Genomic DNA, 24,785 nt, shown 5'->3' on the forward strand with positions numbered 1-24,785 from the left:
AGAAATTAGAGACTAGAAATTAGAGATTAGGGATGTCGGGAATATTTCGTATGAAAATTTAAAGTTGTAACTATCCCGAAATCGCAAGCATATACATCTAGAAGCCCTAACCCCTAGCCCCTAGATCCTAGTAGAGATTAGAAACTAGAGACTAGAGATTAGGGATGTTGGGAATACTCCATATGAAAATTTAAAGACGAACCTATCCAGAAATCAAAAGCATATACATCTAGAAGCCCTAACCCCTAGCCCCTAGACCCTACCCCCTAAAATCCCCTAGATTCTAAATCCTAGCCCCTAAATCCTAATCACAAACCACGAATCACTAATCACTTTTCTATCTTTGCGCCCATGAAATGTTTTATCTATGACACCACGCTGCGCGACGGCAATCAAGATCGCAAGATTAGTCTCTCTCTGGCCGATAAAATCCAGATTACTCGAATTCTTGACTCTTTCGGTATTGATTACATTGAAGGCGGCTGGCCCAACCCGAGCAACCCCACCGACGAAGAATACTTCCGCGAAGTGAAGAAGCTGAAGCTGAAGCACGCCAAGATCGCTGCTTTCGGTAGCACACGCCGCCCGAAGATTCTTCCCGAGAAGGATCCGTTGCTCCAGGCATTGGTGAAGTCTGAAGCTCCAGTAAAGACCATCTTCGGTAAGAGCTGGGACCTTCACGTTACGGATGTCATTCATACCACACTGGAAGAAAACCTGGACATGATCCAGTCTTCCATCGAATTCCTGAAGGAACATTCCAAGGAAGTTATTTACGACGCTGAACATTTCTTCGACGGTTATAAGGCCAATCCTGAATATGCCATCGAAACTTTGAAGGCTGCCGCTCTCGGTGGTGCGGACTTTATCGTTCTGTGCGATACCAACGGCGGTACCATGCCTTGGGAACTGGAAGAAATTTTTGAAGCCGTCAAGGAACATGTAGACGTACCTCTGGGCATCCATGTTCACAACGACTCCGGCCTTGCTGTGGCTAACAGCATCTACGCCGTGAAGTCCGGCGCATCCATGATTCAGGGTGTCATCAACGGTTATGGTGAACGTTGCGGTAACGCAAACCTTACCACCATCATGGCTGACCTCAACTTCAAGATGGGCGTAAAGTTCTTTGCCGCCAAGAAGATGGCTGGACTCCGCAAGCTGTTCTTGAGCATTGATCAGATCGTGAACATTCCTAGCGACGTTCGCGCACCGTATGTGGGCGAGGCCGCTTTCGCTCATAAGGGCGGTGCCCATATCGATGGCGTCATGAAGGTTTCCCGCAGCTTTGAACATGTGGACCCCCACTCCGTGGGCAACGACCGCGTGTTCGTCACCAGCGATCAGGCTGGCGGTTCTCTGGTTGTAGAAAAGCTGAAGGCTATCAAGCCGGGCATCGACAAGAAGGACCCCATGGTGGCAAAGCTCCTCCTTGCCATCAAGGAAAAGGAAAACGCTGGCTGGCACTTCGACTCTGCCGAAGCCAGCTTCAAGATGCTGGTGTATCGCCAGCTGGGCATGTTCACCGCGCCCTTTGAATTCATGAACTACCGCGTCACCGAAGACAAGACCCCTCAGGGAGTCTCTGTTTCCCAGGCGAGTGTCAAGCTGAAGATTGGCGACAAGATCAGCCATCAGGTCAGCGAAGGTGACGGTCCGGTGAACGCTCTGGACGCAGCCCTCCGCAAGGCTCTGCTCCCGTTCTTCCCGTACATGGCCAAGGTCCGACTGGACGACTTTAAGGTCCGCGTTCTGGGTTCTTCCGTTGGCTCCGACGCTCTCGTTCGCGTATGGACAACCTTCGGCGATGAAAAGGAACACTGGAATGTGGCAGGCGTCAGCACCAACATCATCGAAGCCAGCTGGCTTGCCTTGATGGACGGTCTGTGCTACAAGATTTTGAAGGAAACTAAGAAATGCAAATAGTTAAGGCTACTCCCTCCTCTAAGGAGATTGAACGCATCTGCGGTCGCGAAGTCGCACCCAGCCGCGAGATTTATAACAAGGTTGTAGATATCCTTGCTGACATCAAGAAGGGCGGCTACGCAAAGGCTGTGGAATACGCCCAGAAGTTCGATGGCCTGAAGGGCAAGAACATCCGCGTTTCCGAAAAGGAAATTGCGAAGTCTGCCGCCAAGTGCCCCGCTGATTTGCAGAAGGCTCTGAAGCAGGCCATCAAGAACGTTCGCGACTTCCACCAGAATCAGATGGAAGAATCCTGGCTCATGGAAGGCAAGGATGGTGTTGTCCTTGGTCAGCGTATCCGCCCCATGAAGCGCGTGGGCCTCTACGTTCCGGGTGGTGCCGGCATTTACCCCAGCACCGTTATTATGAACGCAGTGCCCGCACTGGTTGCTGGCGTTGAAGACATCGTGGTGGTGACCCCCATCAAGGGTGAAATCAACCGCGCCGTGGCCTTCGTGCTGCAGCAGCTGGGCATTACCGAAGTCTACCACATTGGCGGCGCTCAGGCTATTGGCCTATTGGCTTACGGTGCCAAGGATGCCAAGGGCAAGACTGTCGTAGAACGCGTCGACAAGATTGTGGGCCCGGGTAACGTATTTGCCGCCGTCGCCAAGAAGGAAGTCTTCGGTGTTGTTGATATCGATATGGTGGCTGGTCCTTCCGAAGTTCTCGTCATGGCCGACAAGACCGCTGATCCTGACTTCGTTGCTGCAGACCTGCTTTCCCAGGCTGAACACGGTTCCGGTTTCGAAGCTGCCATCTGTATCACTGATGACATGCAGACCGCCCAGATGATTTCTGCCTGCGTGGATGTCCAGGTGGAAAACAGCCCCAAGAAGGAACTGCTCCAGAAGGTGCTGGACAACTTCGGCCGTATTCTCGTGGTGAAGGACTGGTTCGATGGCGTTGCCATTGCAAACAAGATTGCTCCGGAACATCTCGAGGTCATGACCGACGAGGCCGAGTCTATGGCTGCACAGATTGAAAATGCCGGCGCCGTGTTTATCGGTCATTGGTCTTCTGAACCGGTGGGCGACTACTTCGCAGGTCCCAACCATGTGCTGCCCACTAACGGCACTGGCCGCTTCTTCAGCCCCCTGGGCGTGTACGACTTCCTGAAGCGTATGTCCATCATCCGCTACAGCGAAAAGGCCATCAAGAAGAACGCCAAGGCAATTGCTGCCGTTGCAATGGAAGAAGGTTTCTACCATCACGCACAGGCTGTGCTTAAGCGTTTGTAATGAATGGAGAGGCATTGCCTCCATCTGTAATTCTCTTATGTTTTAATGATCGGTTCACCTCGAGGTGGACCGGTCTTTTTTTTTCTCATAATCTATTTGACATTTCCTTTGCTAAAGTCGATAAAAGATATGTAAAGCAAAAGAGGTGAATCAAAAAAAATATGGATATTAATTCTATCAATCGCTTCGTGAAGAATGGCCTGTTGCCTTCTCACACCTTGGGTCTTATGGGTAACCATGGTATTGGTAAGACCTCCTACGTCCACAATACGTTCCGCCAGCTGATTGCGGAAAAGCACAACATCCCTGTGGAACGTGTCCACGTCATCAGCCGCTGCGTGTCCATCATGGATCCGGCAGATCTCATCGGTAACTTCCAGGAATTCGGTGGTCGTACTTATAACTGCCCTCCCAGCTGGATTCCGACCTGTAAGGAATACGATGACGAAATGGCTCAGCTCTATGCCGAAAATGGCAAGCAGTATAGCCGTCTTACCAAGTACGATGATATTTATGTCCTCTTCCTGGATGAATGCAAGCGTGGTAACGCTGTCATTCAGGATGGTATCATGGAACTCCTGCTGGAACATCGCCTCTTCGGTGTAAATCTGAAGGAAAACACCTATGTGGTATGTGCAGATAACGATAATGCCAAGATCTATAACGGCACCCGTCGTGACCCGGCTCAGGAAAGCCGTATCAAGAACTTCATCTTTGCTCCTACCAATAAGGAGTATCTGGAAGACTTCAGTCGCCGTGTGGAAAATGGTTCCATCCATAAGGTCATCCATAGCTTCCTTCATAAGTATCCGGACTTCATTGTCCTTCCCACCAAGACCATCGAAGAACTGTCTGTTCAGGGCAAGAAGGGCCCCTGTCCTCGAGACTGGACTCAGTTGGGGGAATGTCTTAAGAAATTCGAAGACAGCCGTGATGACATTACCAGCGGTAATCAGGCCTTCCTGGCAGACATTGCCGCTAGCTATGTGGGCTTCAGCTATGGTCTTAAGTTTGCAGAATTCTGCGAACTGGAATGCAAGCACGAAATTGATCTGAACGAAGTGCTGAACAACTTCACTGAAAAGTTGGGCAAGCACCTGACTGCAGAATTCAAGGTGAATCCCAAGGCAGCTGTGCCCGCCGCTCATGGCCTGCTGGATATGGTCCAGAAGGCTACGCTTACGGAAAAGCAGTCCAAGAATATCCTTGGTTTCCTGGAATGTTGTCCCAGTGAAGCTGTAGCTGCTTTCCTTAAGGGGTGGCAGAAGGAATGTAAGGATCAGTTCATGGAATGGCGCAGTACTCCACGCCGTCACAAGGTCTTTAACGGCTGCATGATGAACAAGGAACGCAAGGGTGGCAAACCCTCCGCTTACGAAAATTGGGTGGCTGCATTCACTAAGCAGCATAACCTGACGGAAGCGGATATGGACCGTGACGATATCAGGATCGCCGCTTAAGGAGCCTTATGACAGAAGTTGAACAAACTTTCCAAAGTACCCTGTGTCGACTTCTGCTCTATAGCCCGTTCAGCTTTAACATGCTGGTGGGCATGGTGCAGATGCCTACCGAATCTATTGAAACTCTCGGTGTCAAGGTCCAGAATGGCCGAATCACTTTGTGCTATAACCCGAAGTTCTTCTCTTCCCTGGAAGAGTCAGAAAGAACTTTCGTTCTGATTCACGAAATGATGCATGTGCTTCTGCATCATTGCACCCATCGAACCTCCGGTGACTTGCGCCGTGCCCGTAAGGAAAACGTGGCCATGGACCTCGCCATCAATTGCATGATTCCTGAAGAAGTTGGCGTCAAGATGCCTCGCTTCAAGGAAGATGTGGGGGAGAAGAAGAAGGGTGAAATCATTGGTCTTCTTCCCAGCATGTTCGGATTTAAGGATGGTCTTAGTTACGAACAGTACATGGAATTGCTGGACAAGAAATTCCCGGATGATACTATTGTCCTAGTCCCTATTCCTGGTGCCGGAAACGAATTTGGAGATGGGGGCATGGAAATCAGTGAAAAATGCCCCTTTGGTAAGATCGTTAAGCACCGCATTGATGAAAAGCATGGTGAGGGATATGATGAAGACGCCTTCATTGATGACTACGTCCGTAATGTGGTAGAGAACATCGAACGTAACCATTCCTGGGGACATCTGGGAGTCAATGCCATTGAAATGGTCAAGAAGGCTCAGGAACAGCCTTTGAACTGGGGAGATATCCTTAGGCTAAAGATGGGGCCTTTCCTGAGCTATCAGAAGCTGCCTTCCCGCCGCCGCTGGAATAAACACTATGGTAAGCCTTTCCTGGGAAGTACTACTAAAAGTGTAGAACCTGTGGCTGTATACGCCGATACTTCGGGTAGTGTGGGGTCTGCAGATCTTTCCCGCTTCATTGTGGAAATCGAACGTATTGCAAACTATACAGGGGTATACCTCTGGAGTTTCGATACGGATGTAAAGGATCCCGATGAAAATGTTCTCTTTACCCGCCGAACCATTGATGCAATTGAATTCAAGGGTAGGGGAGGTACCTGTTTTGCACCGGTGTTTGAACATGCTAAGTCCAAGGGAATCTCCCAGGTGGTTGTCCTTACCGATGGATTTGCCGACAATATCTCGCCGGAGCAAATCGAGGGCCTAGAGGTAATCTGGGTGATCACCAAGGGCGGCTGTAAAGAAGGGAAAGCCGGTACGGTAATTGAAATGAACTAGAACAGGAACATGTCATCACCGTCAAGGGTCAGACAGACGCGGTTACGTCCGTTTTCCTTGGCGTGATAGAGAGCCTTGTCTGCGCGCTGGATGATGGAGCTGACGGTATCGTTTTCAACACGTTCCGTGAAGCCTACGCTGATTGTAGCATGGATAATTTCTCCGGAGGGGAGCGTAATTTCCTTGCGTTCCACACTGGCGCGCAGACGTTCGGCTATAACCTTTGCGTTTTCGGTAGATGTACCCGGTAAGAACACCGTGAATTCTTCACCGCCATAACGGACGGGCATATCGGACGGTCTTAGACACTGCACGATTGTCTGTGCTACGGAAATGAGCACCTGGTCCCCTGCAAGGTGGCCGTAGGTATCGTTTACGTGCTTGAAATGGTCGATGTCCATCATGAATGCGGACAACTTGAAATTACCTGCGTTACTGCGATTGATTTCGCGAGTGTACATATCTTCGAGCCAACGACGATTGTGGAGGCCTGTAAGGGCGTCCACTTTTGCGTTTTCCTCAATGCAGCGAATATGGTATTCTTCTTCGCAGACAACCTGGGTGTTGTTGCGGAGGCGCTGGCTAAGCAAGTGCAGGAAGTTCAAACATAGATCATGGGAAGCGTTGATCATTGCAAGAGCCATATTCGGTTCAATAATCAGAAGACGGCTACGCACTTTTGCATATACATTGGCGCTGGGCTTGATGTTATCGAAGATGGACATTTCACCTGCGCAGTGACCTGCTTCAATGTGAGTGGAAAAGTTTCCGCCTTTGGCTTCCACTTTCGCTTCGAGGACGCCTTCAAGAATAATAATGAGACGGCGTTGTGGATGTTCCGGGTCAATCAGAAGTTCACCGGCTTCAGCAACAACCGTCTTACAACCTAGCAGATAGCCTGCCAGGCTTTCAAAAGTCACATTCTTGAAAATTTCCAGCTTCTGGAATTCTGCTCTGGAAATAGGAAGGGTTTCTAACAGACACTCACTCATGCTGATATTATATACAAAATTCGTCGAAAAAGCCAAAAAACGTCATTTTTTTGTTGTAAAAGAGCTATTTTCTGTACATAATTCTCCAAAATCATGAGGCTTACGTGGCTAAAACCATCTTGAAATCCGTACTCCATCAGGGCAATCTTTGCGATATCCTTATTTCTAACAAACGATTTGCCAAAATAGGTGGGCTCACACCTAAGGATTTCGAAAAGGCGAAGGTGGTGGATTGCTCTGGCCTTGCCATTCTTCCGCCTTTCTATAATGGACATTGCCATGCTGCTATGACTCTTTTGAGAGGATATGCCGATGACATGCCTCTTCAGGAATGGCTTCAGAATCACATTTGGCCTTTTGAAGGCAAGATGAAACCCAAGGACATCGAGATTGGGAGCCGCTTGGCCGTTTTAGAAATGATCAAGTCCGGAACGGTCTTTTTTGCGGATATGTACTGGCATCGCGAACAGACCATGAAGGTGGTGAAGGAGATGGGCATCAGGGCTACTATCGGGGTGACATTTGCGGAGGGCCTTGTTTCCGAAGAGGCGATTGATGCTAATTTCAAATTTGTTCAGGATCATCGATTTGAATCTGATCGTGTCAAACTGGCTGTGATGCCCCATTCGCCTTACATGGTTGGGGAAAAACTTTTTAAGCGCTGTGTGAAGGTTGCCCGTCAGGAAGAAATGATTCTCCATACCCATCTGGCGGAAACGAAGAAGGAAGTCTTGGACTGTAAGAAGGCAAACGGATGCACTCCCGTGGAACTGATGGACCGCTATGGTGTTCTTGGTGGGGATTTTGTGGCTGCTCACTGCGTGCATCTTTCCAAGTCCGACATGGAACTGATGGCTGACTCCAGTTCCGCCATTATCCTGAATCCCTGCTCTAATCTTAAATTGAATAGCGGCATTCCCAAGATCCCGCAGCTACTGGATGCGGGTATCCTGCTGGGCATTGGAACTGATGGCGCTTCCTCCAATAACAATCTGGACATGCATGAGGATATGAAGTTTGCGGCCCTATTGGCGAAGGCTTCCGGCCGTGCGGATACGCTGCCTGCGGATGAAGTTCTGAAGATGGCATCCTTCAATACTGCAGTTGCCTATGGAGTAGAAGGCGGCCTTGTGAAGGAAGGTTTCCTTGCGGATGCTATCCTGGTGGACTTGAAAAACGAACGCCTGAATCCCTGCCACAACCTGGTCAGCAACTGGGTCTATGGGGCTGATTCCAGTGCGATTCATTCCGTGATTTGTAATGGTGAATTCGTGATGGAAAATCGCCATGTAGATGGTGAGGAAGATATCGTTCGTGAAGCGGAACTTTGCGCGAAGCGCCTAGCGTAAGTTTAAATTACGAGCATAAAAAAGTCCTGCTTTTTAGCAGGACTTTTTCATTGGATTCGCTAGTATTATTTTGTAATTGCGGTTGCCTTTTCGACAACAGCATCCTTTGCTTCTTTTGCGGCCTGGGTTGTTTCGTCTGCAACTTTCTTTGCCGCATCCAGGGCTGCGCCCTTTGCGGCATCCTTTACATCCTTGGCGGCTTCGGTTGCTTTATCGGTTGCCTTTTCAACAGCCTTCTGGGTTATTTCGGAAGCCTTCTTTTCGGCGACACCAACCAGGTCGATGGGGTCGGAAGAGAATCCCATGATTTCAAGACAAGTCTTGTATACGCTGTAGCCTACGGATGCATCGCGAGTTGCCAGGAGAGATTCTCCAAAGGGCATGATGTGGAGAATGGAAAAAAGGGCAAAGCAAATCAGGAAGGATTTGATAAATCCAAGAGCGCCACCTAGAACTCGATCTATAGTACCGAAGCTTGTGTCTGCAATGGCTTTCTTCAGTAGGTGTCCGATCAGGAGTAGGAACAGGAAGGGAATCAGGAAGCCTAATGCAATGCAGACGACGGTTGTGGAGAATTGGCTGAAACCAAGGTTTTCCATGATAAATTCGGACATGTAGTCGTTTGCGTAATAGGCTCCCACAATTGCTGCAATCCAGGCCATCAGGCGGAAGATGCCGCGGAGGAAACCGTGCCAGATTCCAAGTAAGGTGAGAATCAGAATAAAGACGAGTGCTGCTATATCGAGAGCGTTCATAGAGTCAAATTTACATGATGTGAGTGACGATGGCGTAGGCAATGGCTGCGAACAGGGCGCCCAGGCCAAATCCCTTTAGGAGGGGAAGTACCTGGCTATCCTGGTACAGCGGGGGCGTGCTGTAGTCGTTTTCGTTGATGTTGCCATCTTCGCTATGCTTTACTGCAGAAAGCCACATGCCCATATAGGGAGAAAGATCCCTAGGCAGTTCCTTCATCATGGAGGATAACTTTTCAGCAGCGTCATTGGCTGTCAGGGGACGGTCCTTAGGTTTCTTGCTTAACAGCTTGACGATGAATTTTGCAAGTTCTGGCGGAACCTTGTCCTTGGGGAAAGCCTTGGTTGTCACGCGAAGTCGCTGGATTCGCTGTGCGGTTTCCCTGAAGTTCGCTCCGCGGAAAACGTTTTCGCCAAGCAGCATTTCGCTGGCGATAATACCTACGGAGAATAAATCGGAAGAAGGAGAAGCTTCGGCCCCCATGGTCTGTTCAGGACTCATGTAGGTGACCGTACCGATAATGACGTTTTCGCCAGTGATTCTCAGGTCGGTAGAGTCATCCTTCAGAAGCTTGATTGCTTTGTCGTTATGGGCGATGCCGAAATCCAGCAGGCGTACGCGACCATCCCTGTCGATCATGATGTTGGACGGTTTCAGGTCTCGGTGGACGATTCCACTGCGATGGGCGTGGCCCAATGCACTCAGCACCTCATAAATGACGGTAAGCACAACCCACAGAGGCGGGGTAGGGCACTTGTCCAGAATTTCGCGTAGGGTCTTCCCGTGGACGAATTCCATGGAGATGGAATACTTGCCGTCCTTTTCTTTCCAGAGGGCATGGGGGGCAATAATGGCAGGATGGTTCAAGTGTGCCAGGATGTAGGCTTCCTGAAGGAATCGACGGACGTTTCCTTCGTTCTGTTCCAGATCGTCTTGCATCTGCTTGACCACCACCATGCGGTCCATGGAGGGGTCGTGACACAGCCATAGGTTCCCCATGGCTCCGTGTCCCAATTCCTGGGTGGGCTTGTACCCGCCAATCTTGGAAGGCTTTTCGCTTTTACTTTCCGCCAACTTTCTACTACCTACTACCTACTTCCTACTTCCTACTTCCTACTCATCTTCCCCCAGATAGATGCTCTGGTGCTTGCTCTTGGGATCGGGATTGGGATAGTCCAAAATGTAGTGGAGACCGCGAGATTCCTTACGACGAAGAGCTGCAATGAGGATCATCTTGGATACCTGAAGTGCGTTCAGGAATTCCAGGAAGTAGAAGTTTTCTGTTTCCTTATTCTTGATTGCGGTCTGCACGTCAGCTTCCAGGCCGGCAATGACCTTGAGGCCCTGGTTGAGACCCGCGACCGTACGGACGATACTGCAATAGGTCCACATCATGTCCTGCAGGACCTTGCGGCGCTTGCGCCAGTAGGCGGACTTGGTGTAGGAAACCTTTTCCTGCTTCTTGGAATGGGAGGTGCTGATCTTGTCTTTCAGAAGGCCGGATTCAGCAATGTTATCTACGGCACGGAGGGCGTAGACGACACTTTCCAGAAGGGAGTTGGAGGCCAGACGGTTTGCGCCGTGGACGCCGGTTGCAGCGACTTCGCCACATGCGTACAGGCCCTTGATTTCGGTGCGGGACCAGGTATCTACCAGGACGCCGCCACACATGTAGTGGGCTGCGGGAACCACGGGAATCCATTCCTTGGTCATATCCACGCCAACTTCCTTGCACTTTGCGTAAATGTTGGGGAAGTGGCTCTTGATGTCCTTGGGGGTGTGACCCGTCAAGTCAATAAACATGTTGGTCTGACCCAGGCGCTGCATTTCCTTGTGGATGGCACGAGCGACAATATCACGAGGTGCGAGAGAATGCAGGGGATGGACCTGGTTCATGAATTCTTCGCCCTTGTAGTTTTTCAGGATGCCGCCAAAGCCACGGACCGCTTCGGAAATGAGGAAGGGCTTCTTGAGACTGGGTGCATACAAACTAGTGGGGTGGAATTGCATGAATTCAATGTCCTGCAGAGCGGCACCTGCGCGTGCTGCAATTGCCATGCCGTCGCCACAGCTATCCGGCGGACAGACGGTGTACTGCCAAATTCGGCCTGCGCCACCTGTAGAAAGGATGGTCGCCTTGGCGTAAATGTTTTCTACGATGCCAGTCTTCTGGTGAATAATCTTTGCACCGACACAACGCTTGTTCTTGCCTTCGCCCTGGCAAATCAGATCCTTGATGTAGCAGTTTTCCAGGTAGTCAATTTTCTTTTGCTGGTGGAGTGTGCACAGCAGGGCGCGCATGATTTCCTTGCCAGTAAGGTCTGCTGCATGGAGAATTCGGTGATGGCTGTGACCACCTTCCAGGTGAAGGTCGAATTCTGCGTGGTTTGCGGGATTGGGGGTAAACTGGACGCCCCACTTGACGAGCTGCTTAATGGTATCGGGACCACTCTTGGTGAGAATGTTTACCGGTTCCTTCTTGCATAGGCCTGCACCTGCTTCCAGGGTGTCGTCGATATGGAACTTGAATTTGTCTGTCTTTTCGGTGACAGTTGCGATACCGCCCTGAGCGTAGTTGGATGAACCATCCGGTTTTGCTCCCTTTGTAAGGATGACCACTGACAGACCCTTTTCTGCTGCGTGGAGGGCTGCGCTCAAACCGGAAATGCCTGCTCCCAGGACCAAAATATCGTACATATTCGAACTCCGTTAAGTAACTTCGACTTTGGATATCCAATAAATAGAAAAAAAGCCGTATTTCGGCATTATCTAGAAGTAAAATAAAATATAAAGGAAAATTTTACTACATTTTGCGCCGACAAAATTTTAATGGAGTCATCTCTATGTTAACGTGGATTAATGAAAAAGCCAAGTGGATTGTTGTAATCTTCGCTGCAGGTATTGCAGTTGGCCTTCTGGCCATGGACCGTGTGCCCAAGACCGCACAGAGCCATCCGGTAGGCGTGGTCAACGACGAATCCATCCCTTATGGCGAATTTGAAACTCAGGTCAAGAGAGTCACTTCCCAGGCTCAGGCTCAGGAACAGCGTCTTGAAGACGAACAGTACTCTCAGATCCGCAACAGCGTTTTCAATGAATTCGTCCGCAAGACCGTTCTTGAAAAGCTCTATGCAGGTGCTGGTATCCAGGCTTCCGATCCTGAAGTGGTGAACGAATTCGTTCGCAACCCCAACGCTGTGGCAAGCTACATGTCCCAGGAAGTCAATGCTCGTATCAGCATGATGCAGCAGCAGGCTACTTCCCAGGAAGACTTCATGCAGCGCTACCAGGCTTACGTTGCCTCTCTTCCCAGCTTCCTTACTGACTCCAACTTCAACCAGGAAGCATACGAAGCTTGGGTGAAGCCCAATGCTGGCAAGTGGCCTTCTCTCCGCGAACTTGAAGAACAGTTCGTTCAGAATACCATTCCTATGCGTCAGCTCCAGATTTTCGTTGGTGCAGGCGCTCACTCCACCAGCCTGGAAGCCAAGTGGGCTGCAAACCGTCGTCTGACGGACTACGAACTGCAGGTGGCGGTCGCCTCTTCCGCAGACTTCTCCGCTGACGAAAAGACCGTTGACGAAGCTGCTGTCGCTGCTTACTACAACGCTCACGCAGACAGCTTCTATGTAAAGAAGGATGTGGCTAAGTTCGTTTATGCAATGCTCCCCATCAAGCCCACCGATGGTGACATCGCTCAGATCCTTGATTATGCCAAGACCAATATCTACGACGTTCTCGTTGACACCAACAGCTCTACCACCTTCGAAGAAATGGCTCGCATCTCTTCCGAAGATCCGGGTACTGCTAAGAATGATGGCAAACTGGATCAGCCCGCCGGTCTCGGTCTCTACGTTCCTGAATTTGAACAGGCTGCTCTCGCTCTGGATTCCGGTGCAATTTCCGCTCCCATTGCAACTCAGTATGGCTTCCACATCATCAAGTGCTACAGCAAGTCCACTGACTCCACTGGCAAGACTCTTGCTGACGTGGGTCACATTCTCCTCCGCATCAACGCTTCCTCTCAGACCATCGATAGCCTGAAGAGCGTTCTTAACGGTGTGAAGCAGGATGTAGACGCTGGTAAGTCCTTCGAAGAAGCTGCTGCAGCTCGTAACCTCCAGGTTGCTACTTCCAACTGGATTTCCCGCGGCGAAAACATTGCCGGTGTTGGTTTCCTGAAGGGCCTCAGCTCCTATGCATGGCCCAACGAAATCCTCCCGGAAGAACCCAGCAAGGTTTCCCCGATTATGGAAAACGCAAACTTCGCAGTTGTCGCTATGAAGGTTGCTGACCTGGAAGCTGGCGCTCGTAGCCAGGACTACTATGCAGAAAGCATCAAGAACGTTCTTCTCCAGCAGGCTTCCGCTAAGGCTGCCGCTGCTTATCTGACTTCCGTTGCTGCCCAGGTGAAGGCTGCTAAGTTCGACTCCACTGACGTTGCAATCGAAAAGGTCAAGCTGGACAAGAAGAACGCTTCTGTTGAAGGCTATGTTCCTGGTTTCGGCTACGGCAGTGTTGTGATTGCCAAGGCTCTCAAGAATGCCAAGGAAGGTGAATGGTCCGATGTGATCACCACCGAAAATGGTGCTGTGATGCTGAAGGTCGTTGCTAAGAAGGCTCCTGCAGAAGATGCAGTCGCTGCGGAAATCGCTTCTCAGCAGAACACCCGTAACATGAACCAGTCTATGATGTTCAATGACTTCACCTCTAACCTGGTGAACTCTGCCAAGGTTGTGAACAACATGGATCTGTTCTATAAGGACTAATGACAAAACGCTTTAATGTTGCTATATTACGCCCCGCTTAATGAAGCAACATTCCGGTGCCATCGTCTAGTGGTCTAGGACACTGGCCTCTCACGCCGGCAACGAGGGTTCGAGTCCCTCTGGCACTATATAAAAAAGAGCGATTCTTCAAGGAATCGCTCTTTTTATTTGCTTAAAAACGCCTTTTTGATAATTTATTTTAACATATTCCAAAATAAAGTGTTATCTTTAGGGTAGGATTGGTGTGCTATGAGACTGTTTGACGGAAAAATTGCGTTAAGACTGCTGCTGATTGTTGCATGCGTCTTTTTCGCGGGCTTTTTGCCGGAGGTGATTTTCCTCTCGGTAAGTCCGGTTTTCGTTGCTGCCTACGTTGTTTCCATTGTCATTGTTCTTGCTGTCGCACTTGCTTATCGCTTCCCTATGATTGGAAGTACCAAGAAGATGCGTACAGATGTAAAGATCGAAGAACATGCTACAGGTGCATTCCATGTAAGAGACCTCCAGAAGGACTTGCTTGAAAAGGATGAACTTTTCAAGATGATGGTAGACGTTTCTTCCAGTGGTTTCTGGACATTTGACGTTGTTACGGGAAAGGTTTACTGGTCCCAGAAAGCAGCAAAGCTCTTGCTTGCGGATACCTTTACGGTGGGAGATTCCTTCGACATTCTCCATGACCGCATTGTGGAAACGGACTGGGATAACTTCAAGAAGGTGATGAATATCGCTCTTGAAACTGGGGAAAGTTTCTCTCTTAAGGTGTCTGTCCTGAACACGGACTCCGTGGAACAGTTCCTCCAGATTTCTGGCAATATCCAGAAGAACGAGGACGGTCGTCCTATCCGCATTATTGGTGCGATCAATGAATATTCCGATCGTATTGCTACTGAAAAGCAGAACTATTTCTACGCTTACCAGGATGCCTTGACGGGTGTATATAACCGTAAGTTTTTCCTGGAAAAACTGAAGATTGACGTGGATATTGCCCATCAGCGTCCCGACTATATTTTTGCTGTTGCCTTGCTGGATATTGATAGCTTTGGCGCAATTAATACTTCCTATTCTACCGATGTGGGTGATCGCGTTCTTCGCATCGTGTCTGAACGAATCAAGGCGCAGTGCCGAAACAATGATACCATCGCCCGTATTGGTCCTGATGTCTTCGCCATTGTGCTTCATGGTATTCATGATAATAATGATGACGTCCTGACGGTGGTCCGCAGAATTCATAACGCCGTGAAAATGCCCATGCAAATGGAGGGCCGTTCCCTCTATATCAGTTCCTCCATGTCTGTGGTCCTGAATCACGACGTGGACTGCGTGGAAGACATCCTTGCCAATGCTACGGCAAGTCTTCGCGAAATCAAGAAGAGCGTGAACCATGGTGGAATCCAGTTCTACAGTGGTGGCATTCGTGAAAAGGTGATGAAGCTTTATAAACTGGAATTCGAAATTCGCAGGGCAATACAGGCCCAGGAATTCGTATTGCTGTACCAGCCTATTGTGGATATTTCCAATGGAAATCGTGTTGCTGGTTTTGAAGCTCTGGTTCGCTGGAATCAGGCTGAACGTGGTGTGATTTCTCCGGCAGAATTTATCCCTATTGCAGAAGAGACTGGCTTGATTATTCCTATGGGTGCCTTGATCCTCCGTATGGCTTGCATGCAGGCTAAGAAGTGGGTGGACATGGGCTACAAGGATATTCAGGTGGCCGTAAACTTCTCTGCCAAACAGTTTGCTCTGGACAACATGGTGGAAGATGTAAAGCAGGTCCTCCAGGAAACTGAAATTAATCCCCGTAATTTGAAATTGGAAATTACGGAATACACCGCCATGTGCGAAGCGGAAAAGACCATTGAAATCATGAAGGCTCTTTCCGGTATGGGACTCCAGATTTCCATTGACGACTTCGGTACGGGTTACAGTAGCCTTTCTTACCTGAAGCGTTATCCGATTCATACCTTGAAGATGGATAAGTCCTTCATCGATCATGTGGCGGATGACGAAGAAGATGCTTCCTTCGCACGCATGGTGGTGGGTATCGCTAAGAGTATGGACCTGGACCTTATTGCGGAAGGCGTTGAAACGGAAGAACAGCTTGAATTTTTAAGAAACGAAGGCTGCCGCCTGATTCAAGGTTTCTACTTCAGCAGGCCCTTGACGCCCGACGACGCTCTGGAGTATATGAAGGAACATTATACTCCCGCTACAGTAAATGCTTAAAACAAAAGGGCTCGCTATCGCGAGCCTTTTTCCATAAGCAATTAGGTTGAATATATTAACATCGTTTGAGTAGGGAGTTTACTCCCACCCAAACATAAAAGACAAGCTGAATAGGCTTATGCCTATAAAGGCGCAGTCTTTTGTTGGGGTTCCAAGGGGTGAAACCCCTTGCGTCTTTATACTCCGTAACACTTCCTAGTGTTCTCCCTGCATTGCCTGTAGAGTTCTTCTATAGGAATCTTTTTAATATCCGCAAGCATTTGCGCGGTATAGGGTATAAATCCGGAATGGCACGTTTTCCCGCGGTGTGGAACTGGGGCCATATAGGGGGAGTCCGTTTCCAGAAGGATCTGGTTGTAGGGTACCAGCATGGCGGCGTCTCGAACGTTCTGTGCGCTCTTGAAGGTCACGATGCCAGTAAATCCGATGAACACGTTGGCGTCTAGTGCCAGAAGTTCTTCTACAAATTCGGGAGTGCCTGTAAAGCAGTGTACGTGGATATTGCAGTCGTGTAAATCGGCGTTCCGTAAAATCGCAAGAGCGTCTTCATCTGCTTCTCTCAAGTGGAAAACTAGGGGCTTTCCTGACTCGATACCAATCGTCAGCTGCCTCTCGAAAAGTTTGCGCTGGTCCGCCTTCTTGTCGGCTCCGTAGTGGTAATCCAGGCCAATTTCCCCGCAGGCCACGCACTTGGGGTGCTTGAGAAGTCCGGAAATTCGGGCTTCGTCTTCCGGGGTGGTTACGCTTACGTATTCGGGATGGATTCCAAAGGCTCCATAGACGAAGTTGTATTTCTCGATCAGTTCCACACCGCGGTCCAGGTCCTTGGGGTCGCAGGCCACATGGATAAATGCCTCCGGCATTCTCACATTGGGGTCCGGTGCGTCGGACTTGGAACTGCTCCAGCTCTTTTGGCTGCTTAGGTCGGGGATAGGGTAGGATGCGTCCACTCGGGCGGCATCCGTTGCGGCCTGCAGGCGTGCAAACAAATCGTCTAGTTTTTCGCCAGAGTATTCCTCGTAGGCATCCAGATGGCAATGGGAATCGATAAACATAATTTTTAGGGGTTAGGGGATTTTAGAGGCTAGGGTCTAGGGTCTAGGGGATTTTAGGGGTTAGGGGCTAGGTTCTAGGGGTTAGGGCGTCTGGATGTGAGTGTTTGTGATTTCTAGATAGTTTCATCTTTAATTGTTCTTACGGAGTATTCTCGACATCCCTAGTTTCTAGTCTCTCTACCCTTTAATCTCTAGCCTCTAATTTCTAATCTCTAGTAACTCACTTCCACGATTTCGTAGGTGATGGTGCCGCGGGGGGCCTGGACTTGAACCTGTTCACCCTGTTTTTTGCCCATAAGGGCTTCTCCCACGGGGGATTTCATGCTGATTTTGCCCTGGAGAGGGTCGATTTCCTTGTCACCCACAATCTGGTAGGTCTTTTCGCGCTTGGTCTTGATGTCTTTCAGCTTGATGGTTGCGCCAAAGCGGATGGAACCGTCGTCGGATGCCATGCTTTCCACGACTTGCGCACCGTCCAGAATGCGGTCCAGCTCGCGGAGGCGGCGGTCAATTTCACGGACTCTCATGCGGCCGTAGGTATAGGCGGCGTTTTCACTGCGGTCCCCTTCGGCAGCGGCTGCCTGGACCTGGTTGATCATGGCGGGGCGCTCCACATACTTGAGCTGTTCCCACTCGGCCTTGAACTTCTCGAAGCCTTCTTTTGAAATAAGGTGTTTCATACCCTAAATGTAGAAAAATACACTGTCCCTTGTAAATTTTTGCTATCTTTGGCTTTGTATGAGCGTATTGGATAAGCTACCTAAAAGAAGGCGGGAATCGAAGTATAAGCGATTGAGTCGCATTTACTACAATCGCATGTTCCCAAAGAATCAGGACGCTATCCGTGTAGCCTGGTCTGTCTTTGCAGGCGTTTTTATCGGAATTTGGCCTACCATCGGCGTAGCGATTATTCTGACGGTAGCATTCTGTGCTCTTTTCAAGTTGCCTAAGGTTCCTGGGGTGGTATCCTCCTTTGTGGCCAACCCCTTTACCCAGTTTGGCATTTTTTACCCGTCCGGATATTTTATCGGCTGCAAGATTGTTAATCCCGATAAGATTAATTTTGACTTCCTGTCGGAAATGGAAGGGCTTTCTTTCAAGAACTGCGTAACGGTCGTCAAGAACTTGGCGCTGAATGCTCCGGACCATTTAATCGCCTTCCTTATTGGCATTACCATCGTGGCTGCCATTGGTGGCGTTATCTTTTTCTTTCTAGCTTATTTCGTTGTGAGTCACCGTCGAAGAAAGTGGATCGCCAAGAAGAACGGTTTTATTCACAACCTGATTTCAGAAGACGAAGTTTTAATCAAAGAATCACGCAACAAAGGAAAACCTATGATGCACATCTACCCGTTCAAGGCCCTTCGCCCGGTTGATCCCGCCGAAGCCAAGAACATCTCCGCTCTCCCGTACGACGTGATGAACCGCGCTGAAGCCAAGGAAATGGCTCAGGGCCTTCCTCACTCCTACCTCCGCGTTACCCGTTCCGAACTGGAACTGGACGACAACCTGGATGCATATGATCCCAAGGTTTATGCACACGCTCGTGCAAACCTGGACAAGATGATTGCTGATGGCGTTATCGCTTACGACAAGAAGGATTGCCTCTACATTTATCGCCAGACCATGAATGGTCGTGAACAGTACGGTCTCGTTTGCTGCGTTCCGGCTGCTGACTATTTCGATGGCACCATCAAGAAGCACGAACTTACCCGCGCCGACAAGGAAGAAGACCGTCTCCGCCACGTTCTCGGCACCAACGCCAACACCGGTCCGGTGTTCCTGACCTACCGCGACGAAGGTCAGTTCGCATTGCTGGCTGACGTGATCAAGACTGCTCCCACCTATGACTTCGTTACCGAAGCTGATGGCTTTGGCCACACCGTGTGGGTTATCGAAGACGACGCTAAGATTGCCGCTATCCGCAAGGCTTTCGAAGCTGTTCCCGTTAGCTACATCGCGGACGGTCACCACCGTAGTGCTGCAGGCGCTCGCGCTGCAAGCTTCCGCGCTGAAGAAGCCAAGAAGGCTGGCACCTACACTGGTGAAGAAGAATTCAACCGCTATCTCGCAATCCTGTTCCCCAGCACCCAGCTGAAGATCCTGGACTACAACCGCGTTCTCAAGTCTCTGAACGGCCGTACTCCGGAACAGCTCATGGCTGAAATGGAAAAGGTTTTCGACATTGCTCCTCTCGCAGAAATGCAGAGCCCGGCAAAGCAGAACCAGGTCAACTTCTACATGGGCGGCAAGTGGTATGCTTGCACCTTCAAGGCTCAGTACTTGAAGAATCTCGGCCCGGTAGACAGCCTCGACGTGGCTCTCCTCCAGAAGCTCATCCTCAAGCCGCTCTTTGATGTGGACGATCCTCGTACCTCCAAGAACATCGACTTCGTCGGTGGTATCCGTGGTCTCGGCGAACTGGTAAAGCGCGTCGATAGCGGCGAATGCACTTGCGCATTTGCTATGTACCCGACCACCTTGGATCAGCTCATGAACATCGCCGACGCTGGCGAAATCATGCCGCCCAAGAGCACCTGGTTCGAACCCAAGCTCCGCGACGGTCTCCTGGTTCATACCTTGGATTAATGCAGAAATAGAATCTGCTGAAGCTACCTTAAAACAGTAGCTATGCAAATAGGGAAGGCGTCTAGATTTCTAGACGCCTTTCTTGTATTCTTTAAGATAATCTGCGGGACTGATCCGCTAGTGACTGGAAGAACCTTATTTTTGATTGGATTCTTTTTTCATCACAGGCTTAGGTAATTTTGCGGGCTTAGTTTCTTTGGAAGTTTCTTCCTCGGGCTCTTCGCTGGAATTAAACCATTCCGTCACTGCATTTATGGCCTGGCTGAATGTTTCCGAAGCCAGTCTTGCTGCGGTCTGGATCTTTCTGATGGCAGGAACGATGACTCCGTTCTGGATTTTGGTGGGTGTTTCCATAATGCTTCCAGAGATTTTGTCCGCTGTCACATAACCGGACTCACGAGAGTCGGGGCAGTGGTCTCCTTTACTGCACACCAGATAGTAGCAGTCGTCCTCGATGACGATGGTGGTGATGGGCTCGATGATTTCTTCCACCACTTGAGTTTTTGTCGTGTCTACAGATTCCTGGGCTATGGAATCCTGTTTGGCGATTGAATCCTTGTGAAGAGAGTCTTGAGTCAGGGTGTCCTTGGAAATTGAAGGTGCCTGGGGAATGATTTTCTTGGTTCCGCGGAAAATCTTGCGTCTTAGGGAAATGGGGGCGTTTCCAGGTTCATCTTGACGAATCTGGGTTTCGATGAGGAAACGATCCTGCCAGGGAAGGAAATCTATTTCGTTCAAGCTGACCTGTCGATTGGCTATTTTTGTTGCGCCTACACGATCCAGGCCGATTTCATGTTCGCCTTGCCAAAGGGTTGTTTTTACGACAATATGCTGGCCTTTATCGCGGAGGTAGGCGATAACGTAGTCCTGTTCCACATCGTTTAAATCCTGGAATTGAAGGGTGTCACCGGCCTTCGGTACGTAAAAAGATCTACTCTGGATAAATGAATCTTCATTTTTCCATTTGAATTTTTTTCGTGGTGTCGTTACCTGACCTTTGTCGTTAATCTGGATTGTATCTCCGGGCTGGCCTAGGATTTTCCGGATCAAGTTTTCGTTGCCCGGCCTGCTTTCCAGTACGACATCGCCTTCTTTGAAGTTGATAAGGCAATTGGGAAGTTTGCACATCCAGATGACAGAACGCTCCTTGAAATCTGGAGCCATGGAGGTGTCCATGAGGCGCAGGGGAACAAAGGCGTAATAGCGAGCGACGCAGGATACTCCCAGAAAGACGAGAAGCACAAAGAACAGCGCAAAAACGTGCCGCTTGGAGTTTTTGCGGTGAAGTCTCTTCAGCTTCTGCTTCAGGGAGAATGCCATATGCCTTGTTCTTTCTGCTAACCCGATAGCGATTAGTCTTCGCCACCGCCAGAGGAATTATCAGAGAGGCTGAGCACAGCGAGGAATGCCTTCTGGGGCACTTCCACGGAGCCGATGCTCTTCATGCGCTTCTTACCTTCCTTCTGCTTTTCCAGGAGCTTGCGCTTACGGGTGATGTCACCGCCATAGCACTTGGCAAGCACGTCCTTACGGACAGCCTTTACGGTGCTTCTGCTGATGATCTTTCCGCCGATGGCACCCTGGATGGCCACGTCGAACTGCTGACGGGGAATGAGGTCCTTCAGCTTCACGCAGATGGCGTTGGCGTAGGTATGGGCCTTTTCGCGATGAATAATCACGGAGAATGCGTCCACCGGATCACCGTTCAAAAGAATGTCCAGCTTCACCAGGTTGTTCTGGCGGTAGCCCATGGGGGCGTAATCCAGACCTGCGTAACCGCGGCTCACGGACTTGAGACGGTCATAGAAGTCGAACATGATTTCTGCCAGGGGCAGGTTGTATTTCAAGATGCACTTGGTTTCGTCCAGGTATTCCATGGTCTCGAATTCGCCACGCTTTTCGTCGCAGAGAGTCATGAGGGCGCCCACGAATTCTTTGGGCGTAAAGATTTGAGCCTTTACATAGGGTTCTTCAATGTGGTCGTAGCGGCTGGCGTCGGGAAGCTTGCTGGGGCTTTCAATCTTGATCATTTCGCCATCGCTCATGTAGACGTGGTATTCCACGTTGGGAACGGTAGTGATGATGTCCACGTTAAATTCGCGGTCCAGGCGTTCCTGCACGATTTCCATGTGCAGAAGTCCCAAGAAGCCTGTACGGAAACCAAAGCCAAGTGCTTCGGAAGTTTCCGGTTCCCAGGTGAGGGCGGAGTCGTTCAGGCGCAGCTTTTCGAGGGCTTCGCGCAAATCCTTGTAATCTTCCGGATTGATGGGGTAGATACCGGAGTAGATCATGGGGAGGATATCCTTGTAGCCGGGCAGCGGTTCTGCGGCAGGATTTGCAGCATCGGTCAAGGTATCGCCGATCTTTACGTCGCTAATGGTCTTCACGTTGGCAAGCACATAGCCTACCATGCCTGCGGTCAGTTCCGGCTTGGGATCACGACGCATGCTGAAAGTACCCACTTCGGTGACCATGTATTCACCGCCGGTCTTCATCATGCGGATTTTCATGCCGGGCTTCAGGGTGCCTTCTACAATACGGATGTAGTTGATCACGCCGCGGTAGGAATCGTAGACAGAGTCGAAAATCAAAGCCTTCAGAGGCTTGTCGGATTCGCCCTGGGGGGCGGGGATTTCGTCTACGATCTTGTCCAGAACCTGTTCCACGTTCAGGCCGGTCTTTGCAGAAATGCGGGGAATCTTATCCGGGTCGTAACCCAGCAGGTCGCCAATCATCTGGGCGAAATGGTCGGGCTGAGCGCCCGGCAAATCTACTTTGTTCAAAACGGGAATGACTTCCAGGTTGTTTTCGATAGCCAGATACAAGTTAGAGAGAGTCTGGGCTTCGATGCCCTGGCTTGCGTCCACCACCAGGATGGCACCTTCGCATGCGGCCAGGGAACGGCTCACTTCGTATGTAAAGTCCACATGCCCCGGGGTGTCGATCATGTTCAGGATGTATTCCTTGCCGTCCCGTTCGTACACCATACGGATGGCATGTGCCTTGATGGTAATGCCGCGTTCGCGCTCCAGGTCCATGTCGTCCAGGAGCTGGTTCATCATTTCGTTCTTAGAAACTGTCTTGGTAAGCTCAATCATACGGTCTGCCAGGGTAGATTTACCGTGGTCGATGTGAGCGATAATGCTAAAGTTTCTGATATTGTCGTTTTGAGCCATATTGTCCCGTTATAATTTTTGCGGTAAATATAGAAAATGGTGCAAGAATGTTGGAAAAATGCGCTCTAATTGGGGGAGGGTTGACAATAGAACGTTTCTAAAAAATCTATATTCTGTTTACAAATTGAATCTTAAATACGATTACATAATAGGATCTATGAAAATCGTTAAAAAACTATTGTTTGCGGCTTTATTAAGCGGCCTTGTTTCCGTAAGCTGTGCAAAGGTCAAGACCTTTGATAAGGATTATTCCGGCATTAAGGAAATCGAAGCCACTATTCAAACCCACGAAGGAGAGATTGTCCTTTCCCTGGATTTCAAGTCCGCTCCCAACACAGTTGCGAATTTTGTAGAACTTGCGAATAGCGGGTTCTATGATGGCCTGACTTTCCATCGCGTCATTCCCGGTTTCATGATTCAGGGGGGTGACCCTAAAGGGAATGGACAAGGTGGCCCTGATTACACCTTCAAGGATGAATTCAGCAAGCTGACCCACGAGGAAGGTGTTATCTCCATGGCGAACCGTGGACCTAACACTAATGGCTCCCAGTTTTTCATCACCCAGACGCCGCAACACCACCTGGACGGAAAGCACTCTGTCTTTGGTAAGGTCATTAAGGGTCTGGATGTGGTCTGCCGTATCGAGCAGAACGATCCCATTATAAACATCAAAATTGTGGAAAAGAAGTAACCTATGAGTTCTAAGAAAGCATCGACAAAGGAAACCAAGACTGCTGCTAAGAAGCCTGCTGCAAAGCCCGCTTCCAAGGCCGCAGCAAAGCCTGCAAAGGCAGCTGAAAAGAAGCCTGCCGCAAAGGCTAAGGCTCCTGAAAAGAAGCCCGCAGCAAAGACTGCCACCGCTAGTGCAGCCAAGAAGCCTGCACCTAAGGCTGCTGCAAAGGAAACCAAGGTTACCGCAAAGGCAAAAACTGCTGCAAAGGTTGTTGCAAAGCCTGCACCTAAGGCTGCTGCAAAACCTGCCAAGAAGGAAGCTCCTGCAAAGGCTGCACCTAAGGCCGCCGCAAAGCCTGCACCTAAGGCTGCAGCAAAGCCTGTCAAGAAGGATGCTCCTGTAAAGGAAGCTCCCAAGGCCACAAAGTCCGTTAAGGAAGTGGAAGCCAAGGCTAAGGCCAAGGCTGTAAAGGCTGCAGAGAAGCCTGTAGAGAAACCGGTTGAAAAGGCTTCTGCAAAGGCTTCCAAGGCTAAGGCTCCCAAGCAGGATGTCGCCACTGAAGTTGAAAAGGTTGTTGAAGCCGCTCCTGTAGAAACTGCTGCAAAGAGTAAAAAGGTAAACGACGCTGAAACTAAGGTTGCAAAGGAAGGGAAGCCTGCTAACGATTACGATTATGCAGTCCTCCTGGAAGGCGTAAAGAAACTGTCCAAGTCTATCATGTTCGTCGAAGTGGATGAACAGGAAGACCGTTCCAACAAGAAGAAGATGTCTTCTGAAATGAAGAATCTGGAAATGAAGCCCACCGCTTCTATCCGTCGTAAGAGTTCTCTTGCTGAAGAAACTCAGGAAGAATTGACCGAACGTATCTTGAAGGAACTGGAAGAACAGAATCTTGCCTTCGAACGCGAAGCTGCGACCCAGATGTGTACTCGTTGTAACCGTAACCTTGTGTCCCCGGAATTCTGGGTGGACAAGCACCTGGGCTACTGCGAAGAATGCGCTATGATCCTTAAGCTTGGCCAGTCCAAGGAAGCCCGTAAGGTGGAATACCAGCTGGGCGCCCTGGGCGGTGACTCCCTGGACGAAGAAGATGATGAAATCATGGGTCCGGATGCAGACGATCTGAAGGAAGCTGAAGAAGATCTCGCCGATATGGATGATTAAGGACTCGCTTTGCGAGTCTACTAATGAAGCTGCGCTTACGCTCGCTTAAAGGCGGGCGGGGCCCAAGCTCGGAGTTGCGAAGGCCGCACGGGCCCCTCCCGCACCCTCCCCATCCTAGGCCGA

General features: G+C 50.0%; 18 protein-coding genes and 1 tRNA gene. 11 read left to right on the top strand and 8 right to left on the bottom strand.

Annotated elements, in window-relative coordinates:
• Positions 1 to 351: 351 nt before the first annotated feature.
• From cimA to BGX12_RS06025, 4 genes are all read left to right on the top strand, one after another.
• Positions 352 to 1,926, top strand: a complete 1,575-nt coding sequence (gene cimA / locus BGX12_RS06010) for a citramalate synthase (RefSeq protein WP_109735188.1) — start codon at positions 352 to 354, stop codon at positions 1,924 to 1,926.
• The gene (hisD, locus tag BGX12_RS06015) at positions 1,917 to 3,206 is read left to right on the top strand and encodes a histidinol dehydrogenase (RefSeq protein ID WP_109735189.1); all 1,290 of its coding nucleotides are present in this window, start codon (positions 1,917 to 1,919) and stop codon (positions 3,204 to 3,206) included. Before cimA ends, hisD begins: the two co-directional genes overlap by 10 nt.
• A gap of 161 nt (positions 3,207 to 3,367) precedes the next feature.
• The gene (locus BGX12_RS06020; RefSeq protein WP_109735190.1) at positions 3,368 to 4,666 is read left to right on the top strand and encodes a hypothetical protein; all 1,299 of its coding nucleotides are present in this window, start codon (positions 3,368 to 3,370) and stop codon (positions 4,664 to 4,666) included.
• Between the two features lie 8 nt (positions 4,667 to 4,674).
• The gene (locus BGX12_RS06025; RefSeq protein ID WP_109735191.1) at positions 4,675 to 5,919 is read left to right on the top strand and encodes a VWA-like domain-containing protein; all 1,245 of its coding nucleotides are present in this window, start codon (positions 4,675 to 4,677) and stop codon (positions 5,917 to 5,919) included.
• Here BGX12_RS06025 and BGX12_RS06030 read toward each other — a convergent pair.
• Entirely contained in the window at positions 5,916 to 6,911 is a 996-nt protein-coding gene (locus BGX12_RS06030; protein ID WP_109735192.1) for a GGDEF domain-containing protein, read from the bottom strand. The two genes, BGX12_RS06025 and BGX12_RS06030, sit on opposite strands and share 4 nt — an antisense overlap.
• Before the next feature lie 104 nt (positions 6,912 to 7,015).
• Between BGX12_RS06030 and BGX12_RS06040 the strand changes: the two genes are divergently transcribed.
• The gene (locus tag BGX12_RS06040) at positions 7,016 to 8,260 is read left to right on the top strand and encodes an amidohydrolase (protein ID WP_233246281.1); all 1,245 of its coding nucleotides are present in this window, start codon (positions 7,016 to 7,018) and stop codon (positions 8,258 to 8,260) included.
• 65 nt (positions 8,261 to 8,325) lie between these two features.
• Here BGX12_RS06040 and BGX12_RS06045 read toward each other — a convergent pair whose 3' ends face one another.
• Genes BGX12_RS06045 through nadB form a run of 3 tightly spaced genes read right to left on the bottom strand, consistent with a single transcriptional unit; the run spans position 8,326 to position 11,710 of the window.
• Entirely contained in the window at positions 8,326 to 9,015 is a 690-nt protein-coding gene (locus BGX12_RS06045) for a CvpA family protein (RefSeq protein ID WP_109735195.1), read from the bottom strand.
• Between the two features lie 10 nt (positions 9,016 to 9,025).
• Positions 9,026 to 10,087, bottom strand: a complete 1,062-nt coding sequence (locus tag BGX12_RS06050; RefSeq protein ID WP_109735196.1) for a serine/threonine-protein kinase — start codon at positions 10,085 to 10,087, stop codon at positions 9,026 to 9,028.
• A gap of 39 nt (positions 10,088 to 10,126) precedes the next feature.
• Complete coding sequence (nadB, locus tag BGX12_RS06055) at positions 10,127 to 11,710, bottom strand: L-aspartate oxidase (RefSeq protein WP_109735197.1); 1,584 nt, start codon at positions 11,708 to 11,710, stop codon at positions 10,127 to 10,129.
• A 146-nt stretch (positions 11,711 to 11,856) separates the two neighbouring features.
• On the opposite strand from nadB, the gene BGX12_RS06060 reads away from it, so the two are divergent.
• The 3 genes from BGX12_RS06060 (at position 11,857) to BGX12_RS06070 (ending at position 16,005) form a co-directional block, all read left to right on the top strand.
• Positions 11,857 to 13,782, top strand: a complete 1,926-nt coding sequence (locus BGX12_RS06060; RefSeq protein WP_109735198.1) for a peptidylprolyl isomerase — start codon at positions 11,857 to 11,859, stop codon at positions 13,780 to 13,782.
• A 55-nt stretch (positions 13,783 to 13,837) separates the two neighbouring features.
• Positions 13,838 to 13,910 (top strand) — tRNA-Glu (locus tag BGX12_RS06065).
• Positions 13,911 to 14,031: 121 nt separating this feature from the next.
• The gene (locus tag BGX12_RS06070; RefSeq protein WP_109735199.1) at positions 14,032 to 16,005 is read left to right on the top strand and encodes a bifunctional diguanylate cyclase/phosphodiesterase; all 1,974 of its coding nucleotides are present in this window, start codon (positions 14,032 to 14,034) and stop codon (positions 16,003 to 16,005) included.
• A 176-nt stretch (positions 16,006 to 16,181) separates the two neighbouring features.
• Here the strand turns inward: BGX12_RS06070 and BGX12_RS06075 are convergent, their stop codons facing one another.
• Positions 16,182 to 17,060: a TatD family hydrolase gene (locus tag BGX12_RS06075; protein ID WP_109735200.1), complete on the bottom strand. Its 879-nt coding sequence runs from the start codon at positions 17,058 to 17,060 to the stop codon at positions 16,182 to 16,184.
• Positions 17,061 to 17,272: 212 nt separating this feature from the next.
• Positions 17,273 to 17,740: a transcription elongation factor GreA gene (gene greA, locus BGX12_RS06080; protein ID WP_109735201.1), complete on the bottom strand. Its 468-nt coding sequence runs from the start codon at positions 17,738 to 17,740 to the stop codon at positions 17,273 to 17,275.
• 112 nt (positions 17,741 to 17,852) lie between these two features.
• Here greA and BGX12_RS06085 point away from each other — a divergent pair, with 112 nt between their 5' ends.
• Complete coding sequence (locus tag BGX12_RS06085; RefSeq protein ID WP_233246282.1) at positions 17,853 to 19,649, top strand: DUF1015 family protein; 1,797 nt, start codon at positions 17,853 to 17,855, stop codon at positions 19,647 to 19,649.
• 135 nt (positions 19,650 to 19,784) lie between these two features.
• Here BGX12_RS06085 and BGX12_RS06090 read toward each other — a convergent pair whose 3' ends face one another.
• Both BGX12_RS06090 and lepA read right to left on the bottom strand, forming a co-directional pair.
• A complete protein-coding gene (locus BGX12_RS06090) occupies positions 19,785 to 20,969 on the bottom strand; it encodes a S26 family signal peptidase (RefSeq protein ID WP_109735203.1) in 1,185 nt (394 codons plus the stop codon).
• 32 nt (positions 20,970 to 21,001) lie between these two features.
• Positions 21,002 to 22,825 (bottom strand): translation elongation factor 4, encoded by a 1,824-nt coding sequence (lepA, locus tag BGX12_RS06095; protein ID WP_109735204.1) that lies wholly within the window; start codon positions 22,823 to 22,825, stop codon positions 21,002 to 21,004.
• Between the two features lie 157 nt (positions 22,826 to 22,982).
• On the opposite strand from lepA, the gene BGX12_RS06100 reads away from it, so the two are divergent.
• Together BGX12_RS06100 and BGX12_RS06105 are read left to right on the top strand one after the other, a co-directional pair.
• Positions 22,983 to 23,516 carry a peptidylprolyl isomerase gene (locus tag BGX12_RS06100; protein ID WP_109735205.1) on the top strand — a complete coding sequence of 178 codons (534 nt, stop codon included), beginning with the start codon at positions 22,983 to 22,985 and terminating at the stop codon, positions 23,514 to 23,516.
• A 3-nt stretch (positions 23,517 to 23,519) separates the two neighbouring features.
• A complete protein-coding gene (locus BGX12_RS06105; RefSeq protein ID WP_109735206.1) occupies positions 23,520 to 24,662 on the top strand; it encodes a hypothetical protein in 1,143 nt (380 codons plus the stop codon).
• Positions 24,663 to 24,785: the final 123 nt, after the last annotated feature.

It is taken from the genome of Fibrobacter sp. UWR4 (assembly GCF_003149045.1).
Lineage (GTDB): Bacteria > Fibrobacterota > Fibrobacteria > Fibrobacterales > Fibrobacteraceae > Fibrobacter.

Excerpts from the sequence above, each read along its gene's own strand:
- greA (WP_109735201.1), bottom strand. The coding sequence starts at position 17,740 with ATGAAACACCTTATTTCAAAAGAAGGCTTCGAGAAGTTCAAGGCCGAG.
- BGX12_RS06105 (WP_109735206.1), top strand. The coding sequence starts at position 23,520 with ATGAGTTCTAAGAAAGCATCGACAAAGGAAACCAAGACTGCTGCTAAG.
- BGX12_RS06100 (WP_109735205.1), top strand. The coding sequence starts at position 22,983 with ATGAAAATCGTTAAAAAACTATTGTTTGCGGCTTTATTAAGCGGCCTT.
- hisD (WP_109735189.1), top strand. The coding sequence starts at position 1,917 with ATGCAAATAGTTAAGGCTACTCCCTCCTCTAAGGAGATTGAACGCATC.
- BGX12_RS06070 (WP_109735199.1), top strand. The coding sequence starts at position 14,032 with ATGAGACTGTTTGACGGAAAAATTGCGTTAAGACTGCTGCTGATTGTT.
- BGX12_RS06020 (WP_109735190.1), top strand. The coding sequence starts at position 3,368 with ATGGATATTAATTCTATCAATCGCTTCGTGAAGAATGGCCTGTTGCCT.
- nadB (WP_109735197.1), bottom strand. The coding sequence starts at position 11,710 with ATGTACGATATTTTGGTCCTGGGAGCAGGCATTTCCGGTTTGAGCGCA.
- BGX12_RS06075 (WP_109735200.1), bottom strand. The coding sequence starts at position 17,060 with ATGTTTATCGATTCCCATTGCCATCTGGATGCCTACGAGGAATACTCT.
- lepA (WP_109735204.1), bottom strand. The coding sequence starts at position 22,825 with ATGGCTCAAAACGACAATATCAGAAACTTTAGCATTATCGCTCACATC.
- cimA (WP_109735188.1), top strand. The coding sequence starts at position 352 with ATGAAATGTTTTATCTATGACACCACGCTGCGCGACGGCAATCAAGAT.
- BGX12_RS06025 (WP_109735191.1), top strand. The coding sequence starts at position 4,675 with ATGACAGAAGTTGAACAAACTTTCCAAAGTACCCTGTGTCGACTTCTG.
- BGX12_RS06090 (WP_109735203.1), bottom strand. The coding sequence starts at position 20,969 with ATGGCATTCTCCCTGAAGCAGAAGCTGAAGAGACTTCACCGCAAAAAC.
- BGX12_RS06060 (WP_109735198.1), top strand. The coding sequence starts at position 11,857 with ATGTTAACGTGGATTAATGAAAAAGCCAAGTGGATTGTTGTAATCTTC.
- BGX12_RS06045 (WP_109735195.1), bottom strand. The coding sequence starts at position 9,015 with ATGAACGCTCTCGATATAGCAGCACTCGTCTTTATTCTGATTCTCACC.
- BGX12_RS06030 (WP_109735192.1), bottom strand. The coding sequence starts at position 6,911 with ATGAGTGAGTGTCTGTTAGAAACCCTTCCTATTTCCAGAGCAGAATTC.